Genomic DNA, 16,909 nt, shown 5'->3' with positions numbered 1-16,909 from the left:
GCCGGAAAGCCCCTGCGAATGACGCGAATTGTAATGTTGTTAAGAATTATTTACATTTGCGTCCTGTGCAGTGATCGCACCTCCCCAGATGGACCTGACCGTGCCCGAAGCCGCCGCCCCGGGTGCTGGACGACTGTTGCCGCCCTTCCCCGCTTCCGAGCCTCGAGCCCACCATGTCCCTGATCCTCCGTAACCGCCTGCCCCGCCGCGCGTTGCTGCCGGCTGCCCTGCTTTCGTCGCTGACCCTGCTGGCCGCGCCCAGCGCGTTCGCCGCCGCCGATGGCACTGCCGATGCCAAGACCCTGGACAGGGTCAGCGTCCGCGCCGAACAGTCCGCACCACCGTCAAGCACCACGCGCCTGCCGATCACCCTGCAGGAGACCCCGCAGTCCGCCACCGCCATCAGCCTGCAGCGCCTGCAGGACGAATCACTGTTCAGCATCAACGATGTGATGCGCAATGTAACCGGCGTGAGCGTGTCCTTCTATGACACGCAGCGCCCGCTGTACTACGCGCGCGGCTTCGCCATCACCGACTTCCAGGTCGATGGCATTCCCACCTACAGCGGCTCCACCAACCAGGAGTACGACACCGCCTTCTACGACCGTATCGAAGTGATCCGCGGCGCCAACGGCCTGCTCAGCGGCGCCGGCGTGCCGTCGGCCACGGTCAACCTGCTGCGCAAGCGCCCGGGCAAGGAATTCGATGCGTCGTTCGCGGTCAGCGCCGGCAGCTGGGACTACCGTCGCATGGAGGCCGACGTGACCGCGCCACTGACCGCCGACGGCCGCTTCCGCAGCCGCGTGGTCGCCGCCTACACCGATCGTGGCCTGTATTACGACCGCTACGACGAGAACAAGATGGCCGGCATGGCGGTGCTGGAAGGCGACGTCACCGACAGCACCACGATCACCCTCGGCTACCAGAGCCAGGACAACAACCCCACCGGCTCGACCTGGGGCACCGTGCCGTTCTTCGACAACCAGGGCCATTTCGCGCACTTGCCGCGCTCGACCAACCTGTCGCCGAAATGGAGCTACTGGAAGCGCGAGAGCAACACCGCCTTCGCCAACCTGGAACAGCGTTTCGGCGACAACTGGCTGTTGAAGATCAACACCGCCTATACCCGTGGCAACGTGCAGAACGTGCGCCTGTACGGCACCGGCAACCCGGACCCGGTGACCGGCGCGGGCATCTACCTGCGCGCGGCCGCCGGTGATTCGAAGGACACCCGGCGCAACGTCGATGCCTACCTGACCGGCAGTTTCGATCTGTTCGGCCGCGACCACGACGTGACCCTCGGCGCACAGTGGTCGGACCTGGAAGGCACGACGAATACCCTGGCACTGAACTTCCCGAGCGACTGGGCAACGTGTGTCAGCGCCACGGGTGCACGCGAGCGCTGCTACTACATTCCCAACGTGTACAACTGGAACGGCGACATCTCCGAGGTGACCTACCGCCGCACCGGCTCGCGCCGCGTGACCAAGACCACGCAGAGTGGCGTCTACCTGGCCACCCGCCTGCGCCTGGCCGATCCGCTGTCGCTGATTGCCGGCGCACGCCTGAGCCGCTGGGAAACCCTCACCCGCTCCTACAACGCCGCTGGCGCCTACACCGGCACCAGCGGCGCGTACAAGGTGAGCGATGAAGTCACTCCCTACGTGGGCCTGGTCTACGACATCACCCCGAACGTGTCGGCCTATGCCAGCTACACCGAGATCTTCAACCCGCAGAACTTCAAGGACCGCAACGAGAACCTGCTGGCACCGGTGCAGGGTTCGAACCTGGAAGCGGGCATCAAGACCCAGTGGCTGGATGGCCGCCTGACCGCCAACGCCGCCGTGTTCGAGGCCAAGCAGGACAACTACGCCGTGCGCGACATGGGCGTGCCGGAAGGTTCGCTGAGCGATGGCACCTCCGCCTACATCGGCGTCAACGGCACCAAGGCACGCGGCTGGGAAGTAGACGTCAACGGCGAGATCCTGCCGGGCTGGACGGTCAATGCCGGCTACACCCACGTCAAGGTCACCCGCGCGGCTACCGACCTGCTGTACGCCAACCCGCCAAAGGATCTGTTGCAGCTCAACACCCAGCTGCAGCTGCGCGGTGCGCTGGAACGCCTGAGCGTTGGCGGTGGCGTGCAGTGGCAGAGCAAAGTGCAGGGCTACAACATCGCCTACCCGCTGGGCGGCACGGTGACGGTGAACCAGCCGGCCTACATGCTGGTGCAGTTCAATGCCAACTACCGCATCAGCGACAGCTGGACCGCAACGCTGAGCGTGCGCAACGCACTGGACAAGACCTACTGGGCGAATCTGGACTACAACAACTACGGCGAACCGCGCTTCGTGTCGGCCAGCCTGCGCTGGAAGTTCTGAGCAACCCGCGAACCGGTGGGTGCCTGGTGGGTGCCGACCGTTGGTCGGCACGCCCTCCGCCACGACCCACGGTCGTGGCCTACCTGAATGGGCCCGCCTCCGCGCGGGCCCTTCCTTTTGCTGCACTGCAGGTTGCGGCTTCCTTCGTAATTATGTCGTAATTACATCGACACCAATCGGAAGCCGGTCGATGAACCCGAGCTGGGATACGTTGGAACGCAGCCGCCAGGCCCGCCTGGAACGTGCCGCGCCGTGGGCCCGGGGACGCGAGGTCGCCGCCGGCGACGTAGGCGAGCTGCTGCACGCACTGCTGGAGCCAGGCGACAAGGTCTGCCTGGAGGGCAACAACCAGAAGCAGGCCGATTTCCTCGCCCAGGCCCTGGCCGATCTTGATCCGGCCCGCGTGCACGACCTGCACATGGTGCAATCGGTGCTGTCGCTGCCCTCGCATCTGGATGTATTCGAGCGTGGCATCGCGTCGAAACTGGACTTCTCGTTCTCCGGCCCGCAGTCGGTGCGGTTGGCCAACCTGGTGGCTGAAGGGCGCATCCAGATCGGTGCCATCCACACCTACCTGGAACTGTTCGGCCGCTACTTCATCGACCTGACCCCGCGCGTGGCCCTGGTCACCGCGCAGGCCGCAGATCGGCACGGCAACCTGTACACCGGGCCGAACACCGAAGACACGCCGGTGATCGTCGAAGCCACCGCCTTCGGTGGCGGCATCGTCATCGCCCAGGTCAACGAGATCGTCGACACCCTCCCCCGCGTCGACATTCCCGCTGACTGGGTCAACTTCGTGGTGCAGGCGCCGAAGCCGAACCATATCGAACCGCTGTTCACCCGTGACCCGGCGCAGATCTCCGAGATCCAGGTGTTGATGGCGATGATGGCGATCAAGGGCATCTACGCCGAGTACGGCGTGAACCGCCTCAACCATGGCATCGGCTTCGATACGGCGGCCATCGAACTGCTGCTCCCCACCTACGCCGAATCGCTCGGCCTGAAGGGAAAAATCTGCCAGCACTGGGCGCTGAACCCCCACCCGGCACTGATTCCGGCGATCGAATCGGGCTTCGTCAAATCGGTGCATTCGTTCGGGTCGGAACTGGGCATGGAGAAGTACATCGCCGCGCGAGGCGATGTGTTCTTCACCGGCGCCGATGGCTCGATGCGTTCCAACCGCGCGTTCTCGCAGACCGCCGGCCTGTATGCCTGCGACATGTTCATCGGTTCCACACTGCAGATCGACCTGCAGGGCAACAGCTCCACCGCCACCCGCGACCGCATTGCCGGCTTCGGTGGCGCACCGAACATGGGCTCGGACGCACGCGGCCGGCGCCATGCCAGCGAGGCCTGGATCAAGGCCGGCCAGCAGGCCGCACGCCCGGGTGAGATGCCGCGCGGGCGCAAGCTGGTGGTGCAGATGGTGGAAACCTTCCGCGAACACATGGCGCCGGCCTTCGTCGAGCACCTCGATGCCTGGGACCTGGCCGAACGCGCGAACATGCCGCTGCCGCCGGTGATGATCTACGGCCACGACGTCAGCCATGTGCTGACCGAGGAAGGCATTGCCAACCTGCTGCTGTGCCGCACCCCTGAGGAGCGCGAACAGGCGATCCGTGGCGTGGCCGGCTATACCGCCGTGGGCATGGGGCGCGACCGCGCGATGGTGGAGAACCTGCGCGACCGCGGCGTGATCCGCCGTCCCGATGACCTCGGCATCTCCGTGCGCGATGCCAGCCGTGACCTGCTGGCGGCGCGTTCGGTGAAGGACCTGGTGCGCTGGTCCGGCGGTCTGTACGACCCGCCCAAGCGCTTCCGCAACTGGTAAGGGGCTGAGCATGGAAACCCTCGACTATCGATTCGAAGGGCACACTGCGGTGCAGTTTCCGCGCGATGCGGTGCTGGTCGGCGTGCTGGCCTCGGGCAACCTGGAAATCCTGCTGGAGCCGGCCGCACTGGACGGCGCGATGACGGTGCGCATCATCACCGCCGCGAAGGGCTTCGGCAGCGTGTGGCAAGCGGTGATCAGCGACTTCGCACAGCGTCATCCGCTGCGCGATGTACGCATCTCGATCAACGATGCCGGTGCGACCCCGGCGGTAGTCAGCCTGCGCCTGGACCAGGCCGTGGAAACCCTGCGTGCTGGAGATCCACGATGAACCGGACGCAGCGCTACAGCTACTACGAAGCCGATGCGCGCGAGCGTATCGCCAGCTTGGTCGATGCCGGTTCCTTCAGGGAATTCCTCGGCCCGGCGCGGCGGATGATGAGCCCGCACCTGGCACAGCTCGACCAGCCCGCGGCGTTCGACGACGGCATCGTTGTCGGCGAAGCCACGCTGCGTGGCCGACGCGTGCTGCTGGCCGCGCAGCAGGGTGAATTCATGGGCGGCGGGGTGGGCGAGGTGCACGGCGCCAAGCTGACCGGGCTGCTGCGTCGTGCAGCCGAAACACATCCCGAAGGCGTGCTTCTGCTGCTGGACACCGGTGGTGTGCGCCTGCACGAAGCCAATGCGGGGCTCATCGCCATTTCCGAGATCATGCGCGCCACCCTGGACGCGCGTGCAGCGGGTGTGCCGGTGATCGCGCTGATCGGCAGCGGCAACGGCGCCTTCGGCGGCATGGGCATCGTCGCCCGCTGCTGCACTACGGTCATCATGTCCGAAGAGGGTCGCCTGTCGCTGTCCGGCCCGGAAGTGATCGAGACCGTGCGCGGCGTGGAAGAGTTCGATTCCCGCGATCGCGCGCTGGTCTGGCGCGTAACGGGAGGCAAGCACCGCTACCTGATCGACCAGGCACAGGTGCTGGTGCCCGATGCCATCGAGGCCTTCGCGCAGGCGGCCAGCAACGCGCTGCAGCCTGATACCAGCAGCACCGATCCGGATACTGCACTGGCCGCGCTGCAGGAACGCCATCTGGCATTGAAGGCGCGCGTGCAGGCCTGGAGCGATTGTCGCGATGGCCTGGAGATCTGGGCGCGGCTGGGCATTGCCCACCCCGAACGCCTGCCACTGCTCGACACCGATGAATTCCTCATCGCCACCGCCGACCGGAGCCTGCCATGAGCATGCCGTTGCAGACCCTGCTCGATGCGTTGTTCCCGCATGGGCACGCCGTTGCGGTGAACGCTTCGGTGCTGACCGGCAGCGCCACCACCGACGACGGCGACGTGACCTTGATCGGCACCGCCGACAGGCTCGAGGTGGGCGTGGACCACGTACTGGTACTGGCCGAAACGGTGCTGGCCAGCACCGCCGCGCATCCGCAGCAACCGATCGTGATGCTGGTGGATACCGCCGGACAGCGCCTGGCGCGGCGCGACGAACTGTTGGGCATCAATGGTTACTTTGCGCATCTCGCGCAGACGCTCGATCTGGCACGCCGCCGTGGTGCGCGCCTGATCACCCTGGTCTACGGCGAATCCGTCAGTGGCGGCTTCCTCTCATTCGGCCTGATGGCCGACCACATCCACGCCCTGCCCGATGCACAGGTGCGGGTGATGGACCTGCGCGCAATGGCGCGGGTGACCAAGCAACCGCTGGAGAAGCTGCAGGCGCTGAGCCAGAGCTCGCCGGTATTCGCGCCGGGCGTCGCCAACTACGTGGCGATGGGTGCGGTGGACTCGTTGTGGGAAGGCGATCTTTCCCAGCACCTGCTGCAGGCCCTGCGCACACCCGCCGAAGGCGACCTGCGTGCCGCACGCGGCGCACAGCGCGGCGGTCGCGCCCTGGCGGCAGGGGTTTCGACTGCGGTGGCCCACGGCGATGCCTGAGCGGCCCGCCCGCCACACGCTGGCCTGGCTGTCGGCCGATGCCGACTGGCGGGCTGACGTGACTGCACACGAACCGCGCCTGGCAGCATGGTTCGCACAGGGCCTGCCAGCCATGGTGGCACGCAGTGCGGCGGATGATCCCGACCCGCGGCTGCGCCTGGGGGTGCCGCTGCCGCCAGGCGAAGGCAAGCAACGGCTGGCGCTGCGCGTGGCCCTGCAGGACATCCAGCACCTGCAGCCTCCCCCTGCCCTGGATGAGATTCTCGCCGGCGGCGTTCCGGCTGATTGGCAGGCGGCACTGCAGGCAATGCTGCGGCTTGCACCGGCCCGCGTGTTCGGTGCCTTCGCCTGGCAGCACCTCAGCGGCCTGCCCTATGTGCACGCACGCTCGGACATCGACCTGCTGTGGCAGGTGGATGACGCGCGGCAGGCCGACCTGCTGGTCGAGCGCCTGCAGCACTGGGAAAGCGCCTACGGGCATCGCGTCGATGGCGAGCTGTGCCTGGCCGGCGACGCCGCCGTGAACTGGCGCGAATACGCCGGGCGCAGCCGCGAGGTACTGGTCAAGCGCCTCGATGGTGCCGCACTGGAACTACGTGATGCGTTGTTCGCCTCCACCGGGATGAGCGCGTGAACGCCCTCGTGCAACCGGCGGTCAGGCCAGCTGCCGTGGACAGCGCGCGTCTGGGGCGCCTCGCCATCGCCAGCCTGCACGCCGAACTGGCCCTTGCACCCAAGCCAGGGTTGGTCACCCCCTTCGACAGCGGCAGCCACCACGACATGGACGCCGGCACGTTCCTGCGCAGCCTGTTCACGCTGCGCCACTACTTCATCGCCGTGGCCCACGCCGGTGCCAGCGCGGCACCGTTCCAGACGTTGCGCCGGCACGGCATCGCTGCGGAGATATCGATGCTGCACGCCACTGCGGGCATCAACACTCATCGCGGCGCGATCTTCAGCCTTGGCCTGCTGGTGGCGGCTTCCGCTGCCTGTCGGGGCCGCGCGGGCGGTGCCATCGCAGCCGAGCAGGTCTGCCAGGAAGTGCGCCGCTGGGCTGCCGAGCTCGCCGGCGCACCACTTGATGCGAACAGCCCTGGCCAGCGCGCGCGCGCACGGCACGGCGTGCAGGGTGTGCGCGAACAAGCGGCCGCCGGCTACCCGCTGCTGCGCGAGGTGGCACTGCCTACCCTGCGCCACGCGCTGGCCAGCGACCTGCCACGCGAGGCCGCGATGTGCCAGACGCTGATGCAGCTGATCGCGTGCGTGGATGACCTCAACCTGCTGCACCGTGGCGGCGCCAACGGCCTGCGCTGGGCCCAGCAACAGGCGCGAGGCTTCCTCGATGCCGGCGGCGTCTTCGTACCCGGCTGGCAGGCACGCCTGCACAGCATCGGTGATGGATTCGTCGCACGCCGGCTGAGCCCCGGCGGCAGTGCCGACCTGCTGGCCTGTGCCTGGTTCCTGCTGCAGCAGGAGGTCGCATGAGCCTTGCCCTGCTCTGCCCCGGCCAAGGTGCGCAGCATGCGGCGATGTTCGGCCGCGTGCGCGATCTGCCCGCCGTGCGCGACGTACTGGAGACCGCGAGCGCAGTGCTTGGACGCGACGTGTTCGCGGCAGCTGCTGACGAATCGCGCTTCGACAATGCTCTGGCGCAGCCCTTGCTGTGTGCAGCCAGCCTCGCGCATTGGCAGGGCCTTCGCGAAGCGGTGCCTGCACCGGTGCTGGTGGCCGGCTACAGCATCGGCGAGCTCGCCGCGCACGCCATCGCCGGCAGCTTCGATGCCACCACCTGCCTGGCGCTGGCTGTGCAACGTGCGCAGTTGATGGACAGCGCCAGCCCCGCCGATGCAGGCCTGCAGGCAGTGCTCGGGCTGGACCGCCGCAGCCTGCAGTCGCTGTGCGATGCGCAGGGCACCTACGTGGCCATCGCCAACGGGCAGGACCATTTCATCGTGGGCGGCACGCACGCCTCGTTGCAGCGGCTGGCCGATGCAGCGCGGGCGCAGGGCGCGGACATCCGTCTGCTGCCGGTGCGCGTGCCCGCACACACACCATTGCTGGCGGCGGCGGTCGCACCGTTCGCTGCCGCACTCGATGCATCGCCACTGCAGGCCCCACGCCTGCCGCTGCTGGCCGGCATCGATGCGCGACCGGTGCGGGACCGCGCAACGGCAGTCAACACGCTGTCGTTGCAACTGGCGCAGACCATCGAATGGGCGCAGGTGATGCGCCAGGCCTTCGAGCGCGGCGCGCGGGTATTCCTGCAGTTGGGCCCGGGCAACGCGCTGGCGCGCATGGTCGCGCCGGCCTATCCGTGCTGCGAGGTGCGCGCGGTGGAAGAGTTCCAGAGCCTTGAAGGCGCGGCGGCATGGGTCCGCAGCGCGCTGGAACGGCTGCAGTAACGGGTTCGAGCAGTACGTATCACGCAACACGCCGTACGTCGCCTTACCCCGGGATGGCGGGTCTCCATCCGCGCTGTACGTGAGTCACGTGTCTGGGAGGGCGCATGAGTCCACAAATCGCAACGATCATCGGTCTGGTGATCATGTTCATCGTCGCCACGGCGATGCCGATCAACATGGGTGCCGTCGCCTTCGCGCTGGCCTTCATCATCGGCGGGCTGTGGGTCGACATGGGCGGCAAGGAGGTCCTGGCCGGCTTTCCCGGCGATCTGTTCCTGACCCTGGTCGGCATCACCTACCTGTTCGCCATCGCGCAGAAGAACGGCACCATCGACCTGCTGGTGCACTGGGCAGTAAAAGCCGTGCGCGGCCATATCGTGGCCATTCCGTGGGTGATGTTCGTGATCACCGCGGTGCTGACCGCCTTCGGCGCGCTGGGCCCGGCGGCGGTCGCGATCATCGGTCCGGTCGCGCTGCGCTTTGCCAAGCAGTACAACATCAATCCACTGATGATGGGCCTGCTGGTCATCCATGGCGCGCAGGCCGGTGGCTTCTCTCCGATCAGCGTGTACGGCAGCATCACCAACGGCGTGGTGCAGAAAGCCGGGCTGGAAGTGACCGAGATGGCGGTGTTCCTGACCAGCCTGGGCTTCAACTTCATGATGGCGACGATCTGCTTCTTCGCGTTCGGCGGCATCGCCCTGCTGCGGCGTGGCTCGATCACCGCGGCCGGAACGCTCGGCAATGCCGAGCTGGCGATGGCCGGTGGCCCGCAGGCCTCGTCGCGCCAGTTCGCCATCGAAGGCCATGGCGCGCTGGTCGCAGCCGGCGGCGGCACGCTCAGCAATGATCCGGCAGCACTGGATGCGGTGAGCCTGACCCGCGAGCGCCTGTTCACCCTGATCGGCCTGCTCGGCTTGGGCGTGGCCGCGCTGATCTACAACCTCAACGTCGGCCTGGTCTCGATCACCGTGGCTGTCGCGCTGGCACTGCTGTCGCCACAAAGCCAGAAGGGCGCGGTCGATGGCATCAGCTGGTCCACCGTGCTGCTGATCTGCGGTGTGGTGACCTACATCGGCGTGTTGGAACATGCCGGCGCGGTGGACTTCATCGGCAATGGCGTGTCCGACATCGGCATTCCGCTGCTCGGCGCGCTGCTGGTCTGCTACGTCGGCGGCATTGTCTCCGCATTCGCCTCGTCGGCTGCGGTGCTGGGCGCCACGATTCCGCTGGCGGTACCGTTCCTGATGCAGGGTCACCTCAGCGCCGCCGGCGTGATCTGCGCGCTGGCGGTGTCGTCCACCATCGTCGATGTCAGCCCGTTCTCCACCAATGGCGCACTGGTGGTGGCCTCGGCAGCCAAAGAGGAACGCGAGACCCTGTTCCGCCGCTTCCTGGTCTACAGCGGACTGGTGGTGGCCCTGGGGCCGCTGCTGGCCTGGCTGGTATTCGTGGTACCGGGCTGGATGTAACCACCCAGCGGTAGGGCCGGCCGCTGCCCGGCAATCCCATGAAGCCATCCAGCGATCATGGGTTGCCGGCCAGCGGCAGGCACTACCTGGCGGTACACTTCCTCCATGGCCATTGCCCCTGCCCCGCGGTCACCGAAGAAGCGCGCACCTCTGTACGAAGAGGTGGCCGAACACGTGCGCGAGCGCATCTACGACTACCGCCTGCCGCCGGGTGAGTGGATCGACGAGCCCGCACTGTGCGAAGAACTGGGCATCAGCCGTACGCCGCTGCGCGAGGCGCTGAAGCTGCTGGCTGCCGAAGGCCTGGTGCAGATCGATGCCGGTCGTGGCTGCCGGGTCACCCGGTTGACGCTGGAAGACCTCAACCAACTGTTCCCGGTGATGGCCATGCTGGAAGGCCGCTGTGCGCACGAGGCGGTCAGGCACATCGACGATGCCGGCGTGCAGCAGCTGGAAGACCTGCATGCGGCGATGGAAACCGCGGCGGCCGAGGGCAACATCGCCGAGTATTACCGCAACAACTACCTCATTCACGAAACCGTGCAGCATTACGCCGGCAACCCGTGGCTGATCCGCATCACCCACGACCTGCACCGCATCCTGAAGATGCATCGCGGCCGCCAGTTGCTGACCCCGGGCCGCACCGCGCAGTCGCTGGCCGAACACCGCGAATTGATGGAGTGCTTCCGCCGCCGCGACGCGCAGGCTGCCGAACGCACCATGGAGCGCCATCTGCTCAGCCAGGGCCAGGCACTGGCCGCCTATGTGGCGGCAGGTGGGCTGTTGAACGTGCCGGCGCCGTTGCCGACCGAAGGCGGCGGTTGAGCGGATGAGGTTGCCGGCCAGCGACCGGCACTACCAGGACGTGACCTTGGCCGGCATCCTGGAACATCTCGTCAATCGCCACCACCGCAGCTGCCACCGTCACCACCCCCACCGCTGTCGCCGCTACCGCAGTCGGAGCTGCTGTAGCTGTGATGGCTGTGGTTGTCACTGGAATAGCCAACGGAGGTGTCATGGCTTCCGCCGCCATCCCCCCGGCTGCCCGAGCCATCGGCCGTGGCCACCGCCATGCACAGGATGGCGCCGACCAGCGGCAGCAGCCAGACCAGCAGCAGCTGCACCGTCCGGCCGCCTGCCGAGAGGCCATCGCGCCTGACGATCACCACGGTAGCCACCACGTTCAGGCCCAGCACCAGCAGGACCAGCAGAAGGGCAACGATCAGCATTCGGCGGTTCCGTGCCTGGACTGGGGGCATTATGGCCTGCCTCCCCGGCAATGGCCCTGCCTGTCATGAAGATGGGACAATGTAGGGCGCGCCGGCCTGCTTCCGGGCCGCCGGCGCCCCCCGCACCACACGGAAGAAGAAGAACAACAACATGCTGAAAGTCATTTTCGATACCGACCCGGGCGTCGACGACGCCCTGGCCCTGCTGTACCTGCACAAGCACGCCCAGATCGACCTGATCGGCGTCACCACCACCTTCGGCAATGCCTCGGTGGAGTCGACCACGCACAACGCGCTGTACCTGAAGCAGGCCTGGGGCTTTGCTGCCCCGGTCGCGCGCGGTGCCGGTGGCCCGCTGCAGCCGGAAGCCACCCCGGAAGCCTGGCCGGTGCACATCCATGGCGACAACGGCCTGGGCAATCACCCGGTGCCGGACGAACTGGACGTGGCCGCCGACGCGCGTCCCGCCCACCAGCTGATCATCGACCTGGTCCGCGCCCATCCGGGCGAGGTGACCCTGGTCGCGGTCGGCCGCATGACCAACCTGGCCCTTGCCCTACAGCAGGCGCCGGACATCGCCGGCCTGGTGCGCGGCGTGGTGATCATGGGCGGCGCCTTCCACGTCAACGGCAACATCACCCCGGCCGCCGAGGCCAACATCTGGGGCGACGCCGAAGCGGCCGACGTGGTGTTCACCGCCAGCTGGCCGGTCACCGCCATCGGCCTGGACGTGACCACCCGCGTGGAAATGGACCGTGACGGTCTGGACAAGCTGGCCGCCATCGGCGGTGCCGATGCCGAACTGGTGCGTGCGCTGTCGCAGGATTACGTGGACTTCTACCTGCAGGCCGGCCACAAGGGCATGGTCGTGCACGACTGCTGCGCCTGCATCGCGCTGACCCGTCCGGAGCTGTTCCGGTTCGAGCGCGCCAGCGTGCGCGTGGCCACCGACGGCGTCGCCCGCGGCATGACCATTCCCAAGCCGGAAGGCCTGGCGTTCGGCCCCAGCGTGTGGGACGGCCACGTGGTGCAGTCGATTGCCATCGGCGTCGATGCGGCCGCCGTGCTGGCCGACATCGAGCAGACCCTGAAGGTCTGACCCGCTAGCGCTTGGCCCTGCCCGGGACCGTCTCGGGCAGGGTCCACAGCACCGGCAGCACCAGCACCGCCACCAGCGCGATCATCGCGCCTGGCGCTGCTGCCCAGCCGCTGCGTTCCACCCACCATTGCGCCAGCCAGGGCGTTGCACCGCCGAACACGGCCGTGGCCATGGTCACCCCCAGTGCCAGCCCGCTGACCCGGCCTTCGCCGGGGAACTGCTCGGCCGTGGCCGGGGCCGCCACCGCGCTTACACCACCGGCCACGCAGGCCAGCAACACCGCGGCCAGCGCGATGCCCAGCGGCGTCGCCTGCGCCATCCACGCGAACAAGGACAGCGGCAGCAGCGCTGCCAGCACGGTCAGGCCCAACAGCACCGGCCGTCGTCCGACACGGTCGGACAATGCGCCGCACAGGGGCGTGATCGCGATCACCGCCACTGCCGCAATCGTCGACAGCCACAGCGCATCGCCCTCATCGTGGCCCCGCGCATGCAGGAATGCGGGCACATAGGTGATGCCGACGTAGTAAGTAATCGAGCCCAGCGCCGAGATCGCGAACGTGCGCGCCACCGCCAGCGGATGGTTGCGCAGCACATGCTTCAGCGGCGTCGCGGGAATGCTGCCCTCGCGGCGCTGCCGCTCGAACTCCGGCGACTCGTGCATGCCCGAGCGTGCGACCAGGATCACCAGTGCCAGCGCCGCGCCGACGAAGAACGGAATACGCCAGCCCCAGCTGTCCAGCTGCGCGGGCGCGAGCAGCGCCACGGTAACCGCAGAGATCGCCACCGCCAGCAGCGCACCCACCTCGCTGGCGGCCGAAGCCAACGAGGTCACCAGGCCGCGTCGCCGCGCCGGTGCGCTTTCCAGCAGGTACGCCACCACGCCGGTGTACTCGCCGCCCACCGAAAACGCCATCACGCAGCGCAGTAACAGCAGCAGTACGCCCGCCGTGGTGCCTGCGGTGGCCGCGGTTGGCAGCAGCGCGGTGGCCAGCATTGCCGCCGCCATCAACGCCATCGAAGCCAGCAGCATCCAGCGCCGGCCCAGGCGGTCGCCAAGGTGGCCGAAGCACAGCGCGCCGAGCGGGCGCATCAGGTAGGACACCGCGAAGCCGGCCAGCGTGACCAGCAGCGCCTGTTCGCCGCCGCCGAAGAACACCCGCGACAGCACCGTGGCGAAATAGAGGTACAGGGTGAAGTCGTACCACTCCACTACCGTGGACAGGCCCGCCACCCACATCGAGCGCTGCCGCGCCGCGGTCATTGCGTATTCGCCTTCAACAGCCTCGATCCCGGTTGCGCAGGTTCCGCGCAGCGTGGCATGGACGGGGTGAAATACCGGTCATCGGCTGTCCGCTGCCTGCATGTACTGGGTTTCATGGCCGGTGAAGCGCTCACCGTCAAAGCCGAAGCAGAAGCGGCCTTCCTCGAACACGCGGTAGACCAGCAGCGCACCATCGAGGCAGAACTGCTGCTGGTCCACGCTCGTCTCCAGTGTCCCGTAGCCGGTGGCCTCTCCGCCCTTCCCCGCCGGGCCGGTGAAGGCATCGAACGGCAGTGGCGTCGCCCTGCCCGTGCGGGTATCGACCAGCACCAGCGTGCGCTGGAAGTACTCGGGTCGATCATCGACCTGCACCAGCAGGTAGTGCTTGTTGAAATTGGGTTTCTGATGCTGGAGGGCATCTTCGATGGCTCCGCGGTGCCGCGCATCGCAGAAGTCGACCGGGCTGTAGCGGTAGCTGCAACCGTCGTGGTCGTAGGGCAGGTTCATGCCCGAGTAGCTGACGCCTGCCTGGCTGCCCAGATCGTCTCCCGGTTCCGGCGTGCTGCACAGCAGCCATGAGCGCTGCGCATCCTCGGGATCGGCCAGCAGCTTCGGCTCACGGCCTGCCTCGTACGCCGCGCCACCCGGGAATTCCTGCCCGAAGCGCTGGCGGACGATGGGACGTGCCTTCTCCAGCGGCAGGCCGATCTTCGCGCCACGGAACGAGACGAAGGTCATCGTCGGCAGGATCACCTCCTCCACCGGCAGCCCCTTCCATTGCCCCTGCACGCAGAACGTGGCGATCTCGTTCTCCCCGTCCTCCTTGCAGGGCTTCGGCGCGTTCGTCGCCAACCAGGGATGGGCCGGGCGCCTGGTCTGCTGATCGATGTACCAGCCGTCCAGCGCGCAGGTCGGCAGGGCATCGAGCAGCGGAGAGAGGTCTGTTGCGGTGGCCGGGGCGGCAAGTGGTGCGCCCGCTGCGGGTGCCCCGGTCGGCGCATCCGTTGTGCGCTGGCAGGCCGCCAGCGCGAGTAGACCGACCAGCAGCGCGACGTGGCGCGGGCGCCGGATTGAATGCTGCGTTCCCTGCATTGCGTGTTTCCTGGTTTCGACACTCCCTGCAGATGATCGCCGATCCCGAGGCCGTGCAGGAACGTCGCAGATCCCACATCGGGGTCAGCGCCCTTCGCTCCCGCAAAGGGATCCGACCCCGCCCGTTACCCCGGCAGCTGCAGTTCCGCCCGCAGGCCGCCGCCCTCGCGGTTGTGCAACCTCAGCGAGCCGCCCAGCGACTGTGCCAGCTGCACCGCGATGGCCAGGCCCAGGCCAGTGCCGCCTGTATCGCGGTTGCGCGAGCTTTCCAGCCGATGGAACGGCGCCAGCACTGCCTGCAGCTGGCCCTCGGGAATGCCAGGGCCACGGTCGGAAATGCTGATCCACACTCTGCCGGCGTCATCACGGCCCGCCTCGACCTCGGCGGCACCCGCGTAACGCAACGCGTTGTCGACCAGATTGCCGACCACCCGGCGCAGCGGCTGCGGCCAGGTCTGCACGACCAGTCCAGCGGGCGCGCCGCCACTGACCGGCTTGCCCATGTCCTCGTAATCGCCGACCACACTGGCCAGGAACGCGCCCAGGTCCATCGACACCGGCGCGCCACTGGCGACGTGGCTGCTGCGCGCATAGGCCACGCCCTCACGCACCAGTTGACCCAGGTGGTCGAGGTCGTCCAGCAACCGCTGCTGGATGCTGTCTTCAGGCAGGGTCTCCACCCGAAGCTTCATGCGCGTGATGGGGGTCTGCAGGTCATGCGAGATCGCGGCCAGGATCTGCAGGCGCTCACTGACATGGCCACGAATGCGTGCCTGCAGTGCGTTGAGCGCAGCCGCCGCGCCGCCCACTTCCGCCGGGCCATCTTCAGGCAGTTCGGGCCCGTCCTTGCCCGGCTGCAGATGCTCCACCGCATGCGACAGCTGCTGCAGCGGGCGCATGGCCAGGCGCACCGCCAGCCACGCGCACACCAGTAGCAGCGCCAGCTGCACCAGCAACACGGCGGGCAGCCAGCGCGCCAGCGGCAGGCCCGACGGGGTGACTTCGATGGTCAAGGGGGTGCCGTCGTGCAGGCGCAGTTCCACCTCGAACCGCTCCGGCAGGCGAGCCACCTGGCGTGCCTGCAACGGATAGCGGTGCTGCAGGCTGTCGTCGATGATCGCCGTGACCTGGCGTGCACGATCGGTCTGCAGCCCGGGTCCTGCGGCGACCGGGCGCAACAGGTAACGGTAGGTGCGCCGCTCCAGCCGCGGCACCCAGGCTGCGCGCTGGCCTGCGGGCAGGTGTTCCAGCAGCGCGACACTCACGGCCACGTCTTCGTCCAGGTTGCGCAGCATCATGCTGCGGGTGGACTGGTAGCGTTCGAAGAACAGCAGGCCGAAGGACAGTGCGTGGGCCAGGGTCAGTCCGCCCAGCAGCACCAGCAGCAGCCGCGCCGACAGCGTGCGCGGCCAGCGTGGGCGGTGTGCGGTGGTGTTCATTCGTCCGGCCCCAGCAACTGCACCGGCACGCTGAACACATAGCCTTCGCTGCGCACGGTCTTGATGTAGGTCGGCTCGCGTGCGTCGTCACCCAGGCGCTGCCGCACGCGGCTGACCAGCAGATCGATCGAGCGGTCGAACAGTTCGGCATCGCGGCCCTGGGTGAGGCTGAGCAGCTGGTCACGGCTAAGCACCCGATTGGCGTGATCGAGGAACACGCGCAACAGGCGGAACTCGGCGCCACTGAGCGGATGCGCGGTGTCCTGCGCATCCAGCAGATGGCGTGCGGTGGTGTCCAGGCGCCACTCGCCGAAGGCCAGCTGGCGACCTGCTTCGCTCACCTGCAGATTTGGCGGCAGCATCTGCGTGCGGCGGATCACCGCATTGATGCGTGCCAGCAGTTCGCGCGAAGAGAAGGGCTTGGTCACATAGTCATCAGCGCCCATTTCCAGGCCGATGATGCGGTCGGTCTCGTCGTCGCGGGCGGTCAGCAGCACCACCGGCACCGCACGATGCTTGCCGGCGCGCAGGTTGCGGCACAGGCTCAGGCCGTCCTCGCCCGGCATCATCACGTCCAGCACCACCAGATCCACGGCATGGGTATCCATCAGCGCGCGCATGGCCCGGCCACCGTCGGCCTGGCTCACGCGCAGGCCGTTGCGCTGCAGGTAATCGGCCAGCATCTGGCGGATCTCGCTGTCATCGTCGACGACCAGAATATGCGGTACGTGGTTCATTGCGTTCTCGATGAAGA

General features: G+C 67.7%; 16 protein-coding genes. 11 read left to right on the top strand and 5 right to left on the bottom strand.

Going from position 1 to position 16,909, the window contains the following annotated elements:
* The first annotated feature begins 173 nt into the window (after positions 1 to 173).
* The 10 genes from AC5P9N_RS01170 to AC5P9N_RS01125 all read left to right on the top strand — a co-directional run bounded on the left by AC5P9N_RS01170 (position 174) and on the right by AC5P9N_RS01125 (position 10,857).
* Positions 174 to 2,381, top strand: a complete 2,208-nt coding sequence (locus AC5P9N_RS01170; RefSeq protein WP_099485003.1) for a TonB-dependent siderophore receptor — start codon at positions 174 to 176, stop codon at positions 2,379 to 2,381.
* 190 nt (positions 2,382 to 2,571) lie between these two features.
* Positions 2,572 to 4,215 carry a malonate decarboxylase subunit alpha gene (gene mdcA / locus AC5P9N_RS01165; protein WP_099485002.1) on the top strand — a complete coding sequence of 548 codons (1,644 nt, stop codon included), beginning with the start codon at positions 2,572 to 2,574 and terminating at the stop codon, positions 4,213 to 4,215.
* Between the two features lie 10 nt (positions 4,216 to 4,225).
* The gene (mdcC, locus tag AC5P9N_RS01160; protein WP_014646339.1) at positions 4,226 to 4,546 is read left to right on the top strand and encodes a malonate decarboxylase acyl carrier protein; all 321 of its coding nucleotides are present in this window, start codon (positions 4,226 to 4,228) and stop codon (positions 4,544 to 4,546) included.
* The gene (locus AC5P9N_RS01155) at positions 4,543 to 5,451 is read left to right on the top strand and encodes a biotin-independent malonate decarboxylase subunit beta (protein ID WP_099485001.1); all 909 of its coding nucleotides are present in this window, start codon (positions 4,543 to 4,545) and stop codon (positions 5,449 to 5,451) included. The genes mdcC and AC5P9N_RS01155 overlap by 4 nt, the downstream gene beginning before the upstream one ends.
* A gap of 2 nt (positions 5,452 to 5,453) precedes the next feature.
* Positions 5,454 to 6,158, top strand: a complete 705-nt coding sequence (gene mdcE, locus AC5P9N_RS01150) for a biotin-independent malonate decarboxylase subunit gamma (protein WP_099485012.1) — start codon at positions 5,454 to 5,456, stop codon at positions 6,156 to 6,158.
* Positions 6,151 to 6,792, top strand: a complete 642-nt coding sequence (gene mdcG, locus AC5P9N_RS01145; RefSeq protein ID WP_099485000.1) for a malonate decarboxylase holo-[acyl-carrier-protein] synthase — start codon at positions 6,151 to 6,153, stop codon at positions 6,790 to 6,792. The genes mdcE and mdcG overlap by 8 nt, the downstream gene beginning before the upstream one ends.
* Positions 6,789 to 7,643 (top strand): triphosphoribosyl-dephospho-CoA synthase MdcB, encoded by an 855-nt coding sequence (gene mdcB / locus AC5P9N_RS01140; RefSeq protein ID WP_180863439.1) that lies wholly within the window; start codon positions 6,789 to 6,791, stop codon positions 7,641 to 7,643. The genes mdcG and mdcB overlap by 4 nt, the downstream gene beginning before the upstream one ends.
* Positions 7,640 to 8,560: a malonate decarboxylase subunit epsilon gene (gene mdcH / locus AC5P9N_RS01135; RefSeq protein WP_099484998.1), complete on the top strand. Its 921-nt coding sequence runs from the start codon at positions 7,640 to 7,642 to the stop codon at positions 8,558 to 8,560. The genes mdcB and mdcH overlap by 4 nt, the downstream gene beginning before the upstream one ends.
* 104 nt (positions 8,561 to 8,664) lie before the next feature.
* Positions 8,665 to 10,032, top strand: coding sequence for an SLC13 family permease (locus AC5P9N_RS01130; RefSeq protein ID WP_005408510.1), 1,368 nt, complete (start codon positions 8,665 to 8,667; stop codon positions 10,030 to 10,032).
* 105 nt (positions 10,033 to 10,137) lie between these two features.
* The gene (locus tag AC5P9N_RS01125; protein ID WP_024957000.1) at positions 10,138 to 10,857 is read left to right on the top strand and encodes a GntR family transcriptional regulator; all 720 of its coding nucleotides are present in this window, start codon (positions 10,138 to 10,140) and stop codon (positions 10,855 to 10,857) included.
* Between the two features lie 71 nt (positions 10,858 to 10,928).
* On the opposite strand, the gene AC5P9N_RS01120 is transcribed toward AC5P9N_RS01125, so the two are convergent.
* Positions 10,929 to 11,261 (bottom strand): hypothetical protein, encoded by a 333-nt coding sequence (locus AC5P9N_RS01120; protein ID WP_043034145.1) that lies wholly within the window; start codon positions 11,259 to 11,261, stop codon positions 10,929 to 10,931.
* 151 nt (positions 11,262 to 11,412) lie between these two features.
* Here AC5P9N_RS01120 and AC5P9N_RS01115 point away from each other — a divergent pair, with 151 nt between their 5' ends.
* Positions 11,413 to 12,360: a nucleoside hydrolase gene (locus AC5P9N_RS01115; protein ID WP_099484996.1), complete on the top strand. Its 948-nt coding sequence runs from the start codon at positions 11,413 to 11,415 to the stop codon at positions 12,358 to 12,360.
* 4 nt (positions 12,361 to 12,364) lie between these two features.
* Here the strand turns inward: AC5P9N_RS01115 and AC5P9N_RS01110 are convergent, their stop codons facing one another.
* From AC5P9N_RS01110 to AC5P9N_RS01095, 4 genes are all read right to left on the bottom strand, one after another.
* Positions 12,365 to 13,624 carry an MFS transporter gene (locus AC5P9N_RS01110; protein ID WP_005408507.1) on the bottom strand — a complete coding sequence of 420 codons (1,260 nt, stop codon included), beginning with the start codon at positions 13,622 to 13,624 and terminating at the stop codon, positions 12,365 to 12,367.
* Between the two features lie 78 nt (positions 13,625 to 13,702).
* Positions 13,703 to 14,716: a hypothetical protein gene (locus AC5P9N_RS01105; protein ID WP_043034146.1), complete on the bottom strand. Its 1,014-nt coding sequence runs from the start codon at positions 14,714 to 14,716 to the stop codon at positions 13,703 to 13,705.
* A gap of 125 nt (positions 14,717 to 14,841) precedes the next feature.
* A complete protein-coding gene (locus AC5P9N_RS01100) occupies positions 14,842 to 16,155 on the bottom strand; it encodes a sensor histidine kinase (protein ID WP_062606700.1) in 1,314 nt (437 codons plus the stop codon).
* Positions 16,152 to 16,892: a response regulator gene (locus tag AC5P9N_RS01095; protein WP_005408504.1), complete on the bottom strand. Its 741-nt coding sequence runs from the start codon at positions 16,890 to 16,892 to the stop codon at positions 16,152 to 16,154. The genes AC5P9N_RS01100 and AC5P9N_RS01095 overlap by 4 nt, the downstream gene beginning before the upstream one ends.
* Between the last annotated feature and the right edge of the window lie 17 nt (positions 16,893 to 16,909).

Source organism: Stenotrophomonas sp. YJH_SMC_6 (assembly GCF_059371335.1).
Note: the sequence above shows the minus strand (reverse complement) of the source record. Positions and strands in the feature narration are given on the sequence as shown.

Coding starts and splice junctions, on each gene's coding strand:
- AC5P9N_RS01100 (WP_062606700.1), bottom strand. CDS start 16,155: ATGAACACCACCGCACACCGCCCACGCTGGCCGCGCACGCTGTCGGCG.
- AC5P9N_RS01120 (WP_043034145.1), bottom strand. CDS start 11,261: ATGCTGATCGTTGCCCTTCTGCTGGTCCTGCTGGTGCTGGGCCTGAAC.
- AC5P9N_RS01125 (WP_024957000.1), top strand. CDS start 10,138: ATGGCCATTGCCCCTGCCCCGCGGTCACCGAAGAAGCGCGCACCTCTG.
- AC5P9N_RS01130 (WP_005408510.1), top strand. CDS start 8,665: ATGAGTCCACAAATCGCAACGATCATCGGTCTGGTGATCATGTTCATC.
- AC5P9N_RS01115 (WP_099484996.1), top strand. CDS start 11,413: ATGCTGAAAGTCATTTTCGATACCGACCCGGGCGTCGACGACGCCCTG.
- mdcG (WP_099485000.1), top strand. CDS start 6,151: ATGCCTGAGCGGCCCGCCCGCCACACGCTGGCCTGGCTGTCGGCCGAT.
- AC5P9N_RS01105 (WP_043034146.1), bottom strand. CDS start 14,716: ATGCAGGGAACGCAGCATTCAATCCGGCGCCCGCGCCACGTCGCGCTG.
- AC5P9N_RS01110 (WP_005408507.1), bottom strand. CDS start 13,624: ATGACCGCGGCGCGGCAGCGCTCGATGTGGGTGGCGGGCCTGTCCACG.
- mdcC (WP_014646339.1), top strand. CDS start 4,226: ATGGAAACCCTCGACTATCGATTCGAAGGGCACACTGCGGTGCAGTTT.
- AC5P9N_RS01155 (WP_099485001.1), top strand. CDS start 4,543: ATGAACCGGACGCAGCGCTACAGCTACTACGAAGCCGATGCGCGCGAG.
- mdcE (WP_099485012.1), top strand. CDS start 5,454: ATGCCGTTGCAGACCCTGCTCGATGCGTTGTTCCCGCATGGGCACGCC.
- mdcA (WP_099485002.1), top strand. CDS start 2,572: ATGAACCCGAGCTGGGATACGTTGGAACGCAGCCGCCAGGCCCGCCTG.
- mdcH (WP_099484998.1), top strand. CDS start 7,640: ATGAGCCTTGCCCTGCTCTGCCCCGGCCAAGGTGCGCAGCATGCGGCG.
- AC5P9N_RS01170 (WP_099485003.1), top strand. CDS start 174: ATGTCCCTGATCCTCCGTAACCGCCTGCCCCGCCGCGCGTTGCTGCCG.
- AC5P9N_RS01095 (WP_005408504.1), bottom strand. CDS start 16,892: ATGAACCACGTACCGCATATTCTGGTCGTCGACGATGACAGCGAGATC.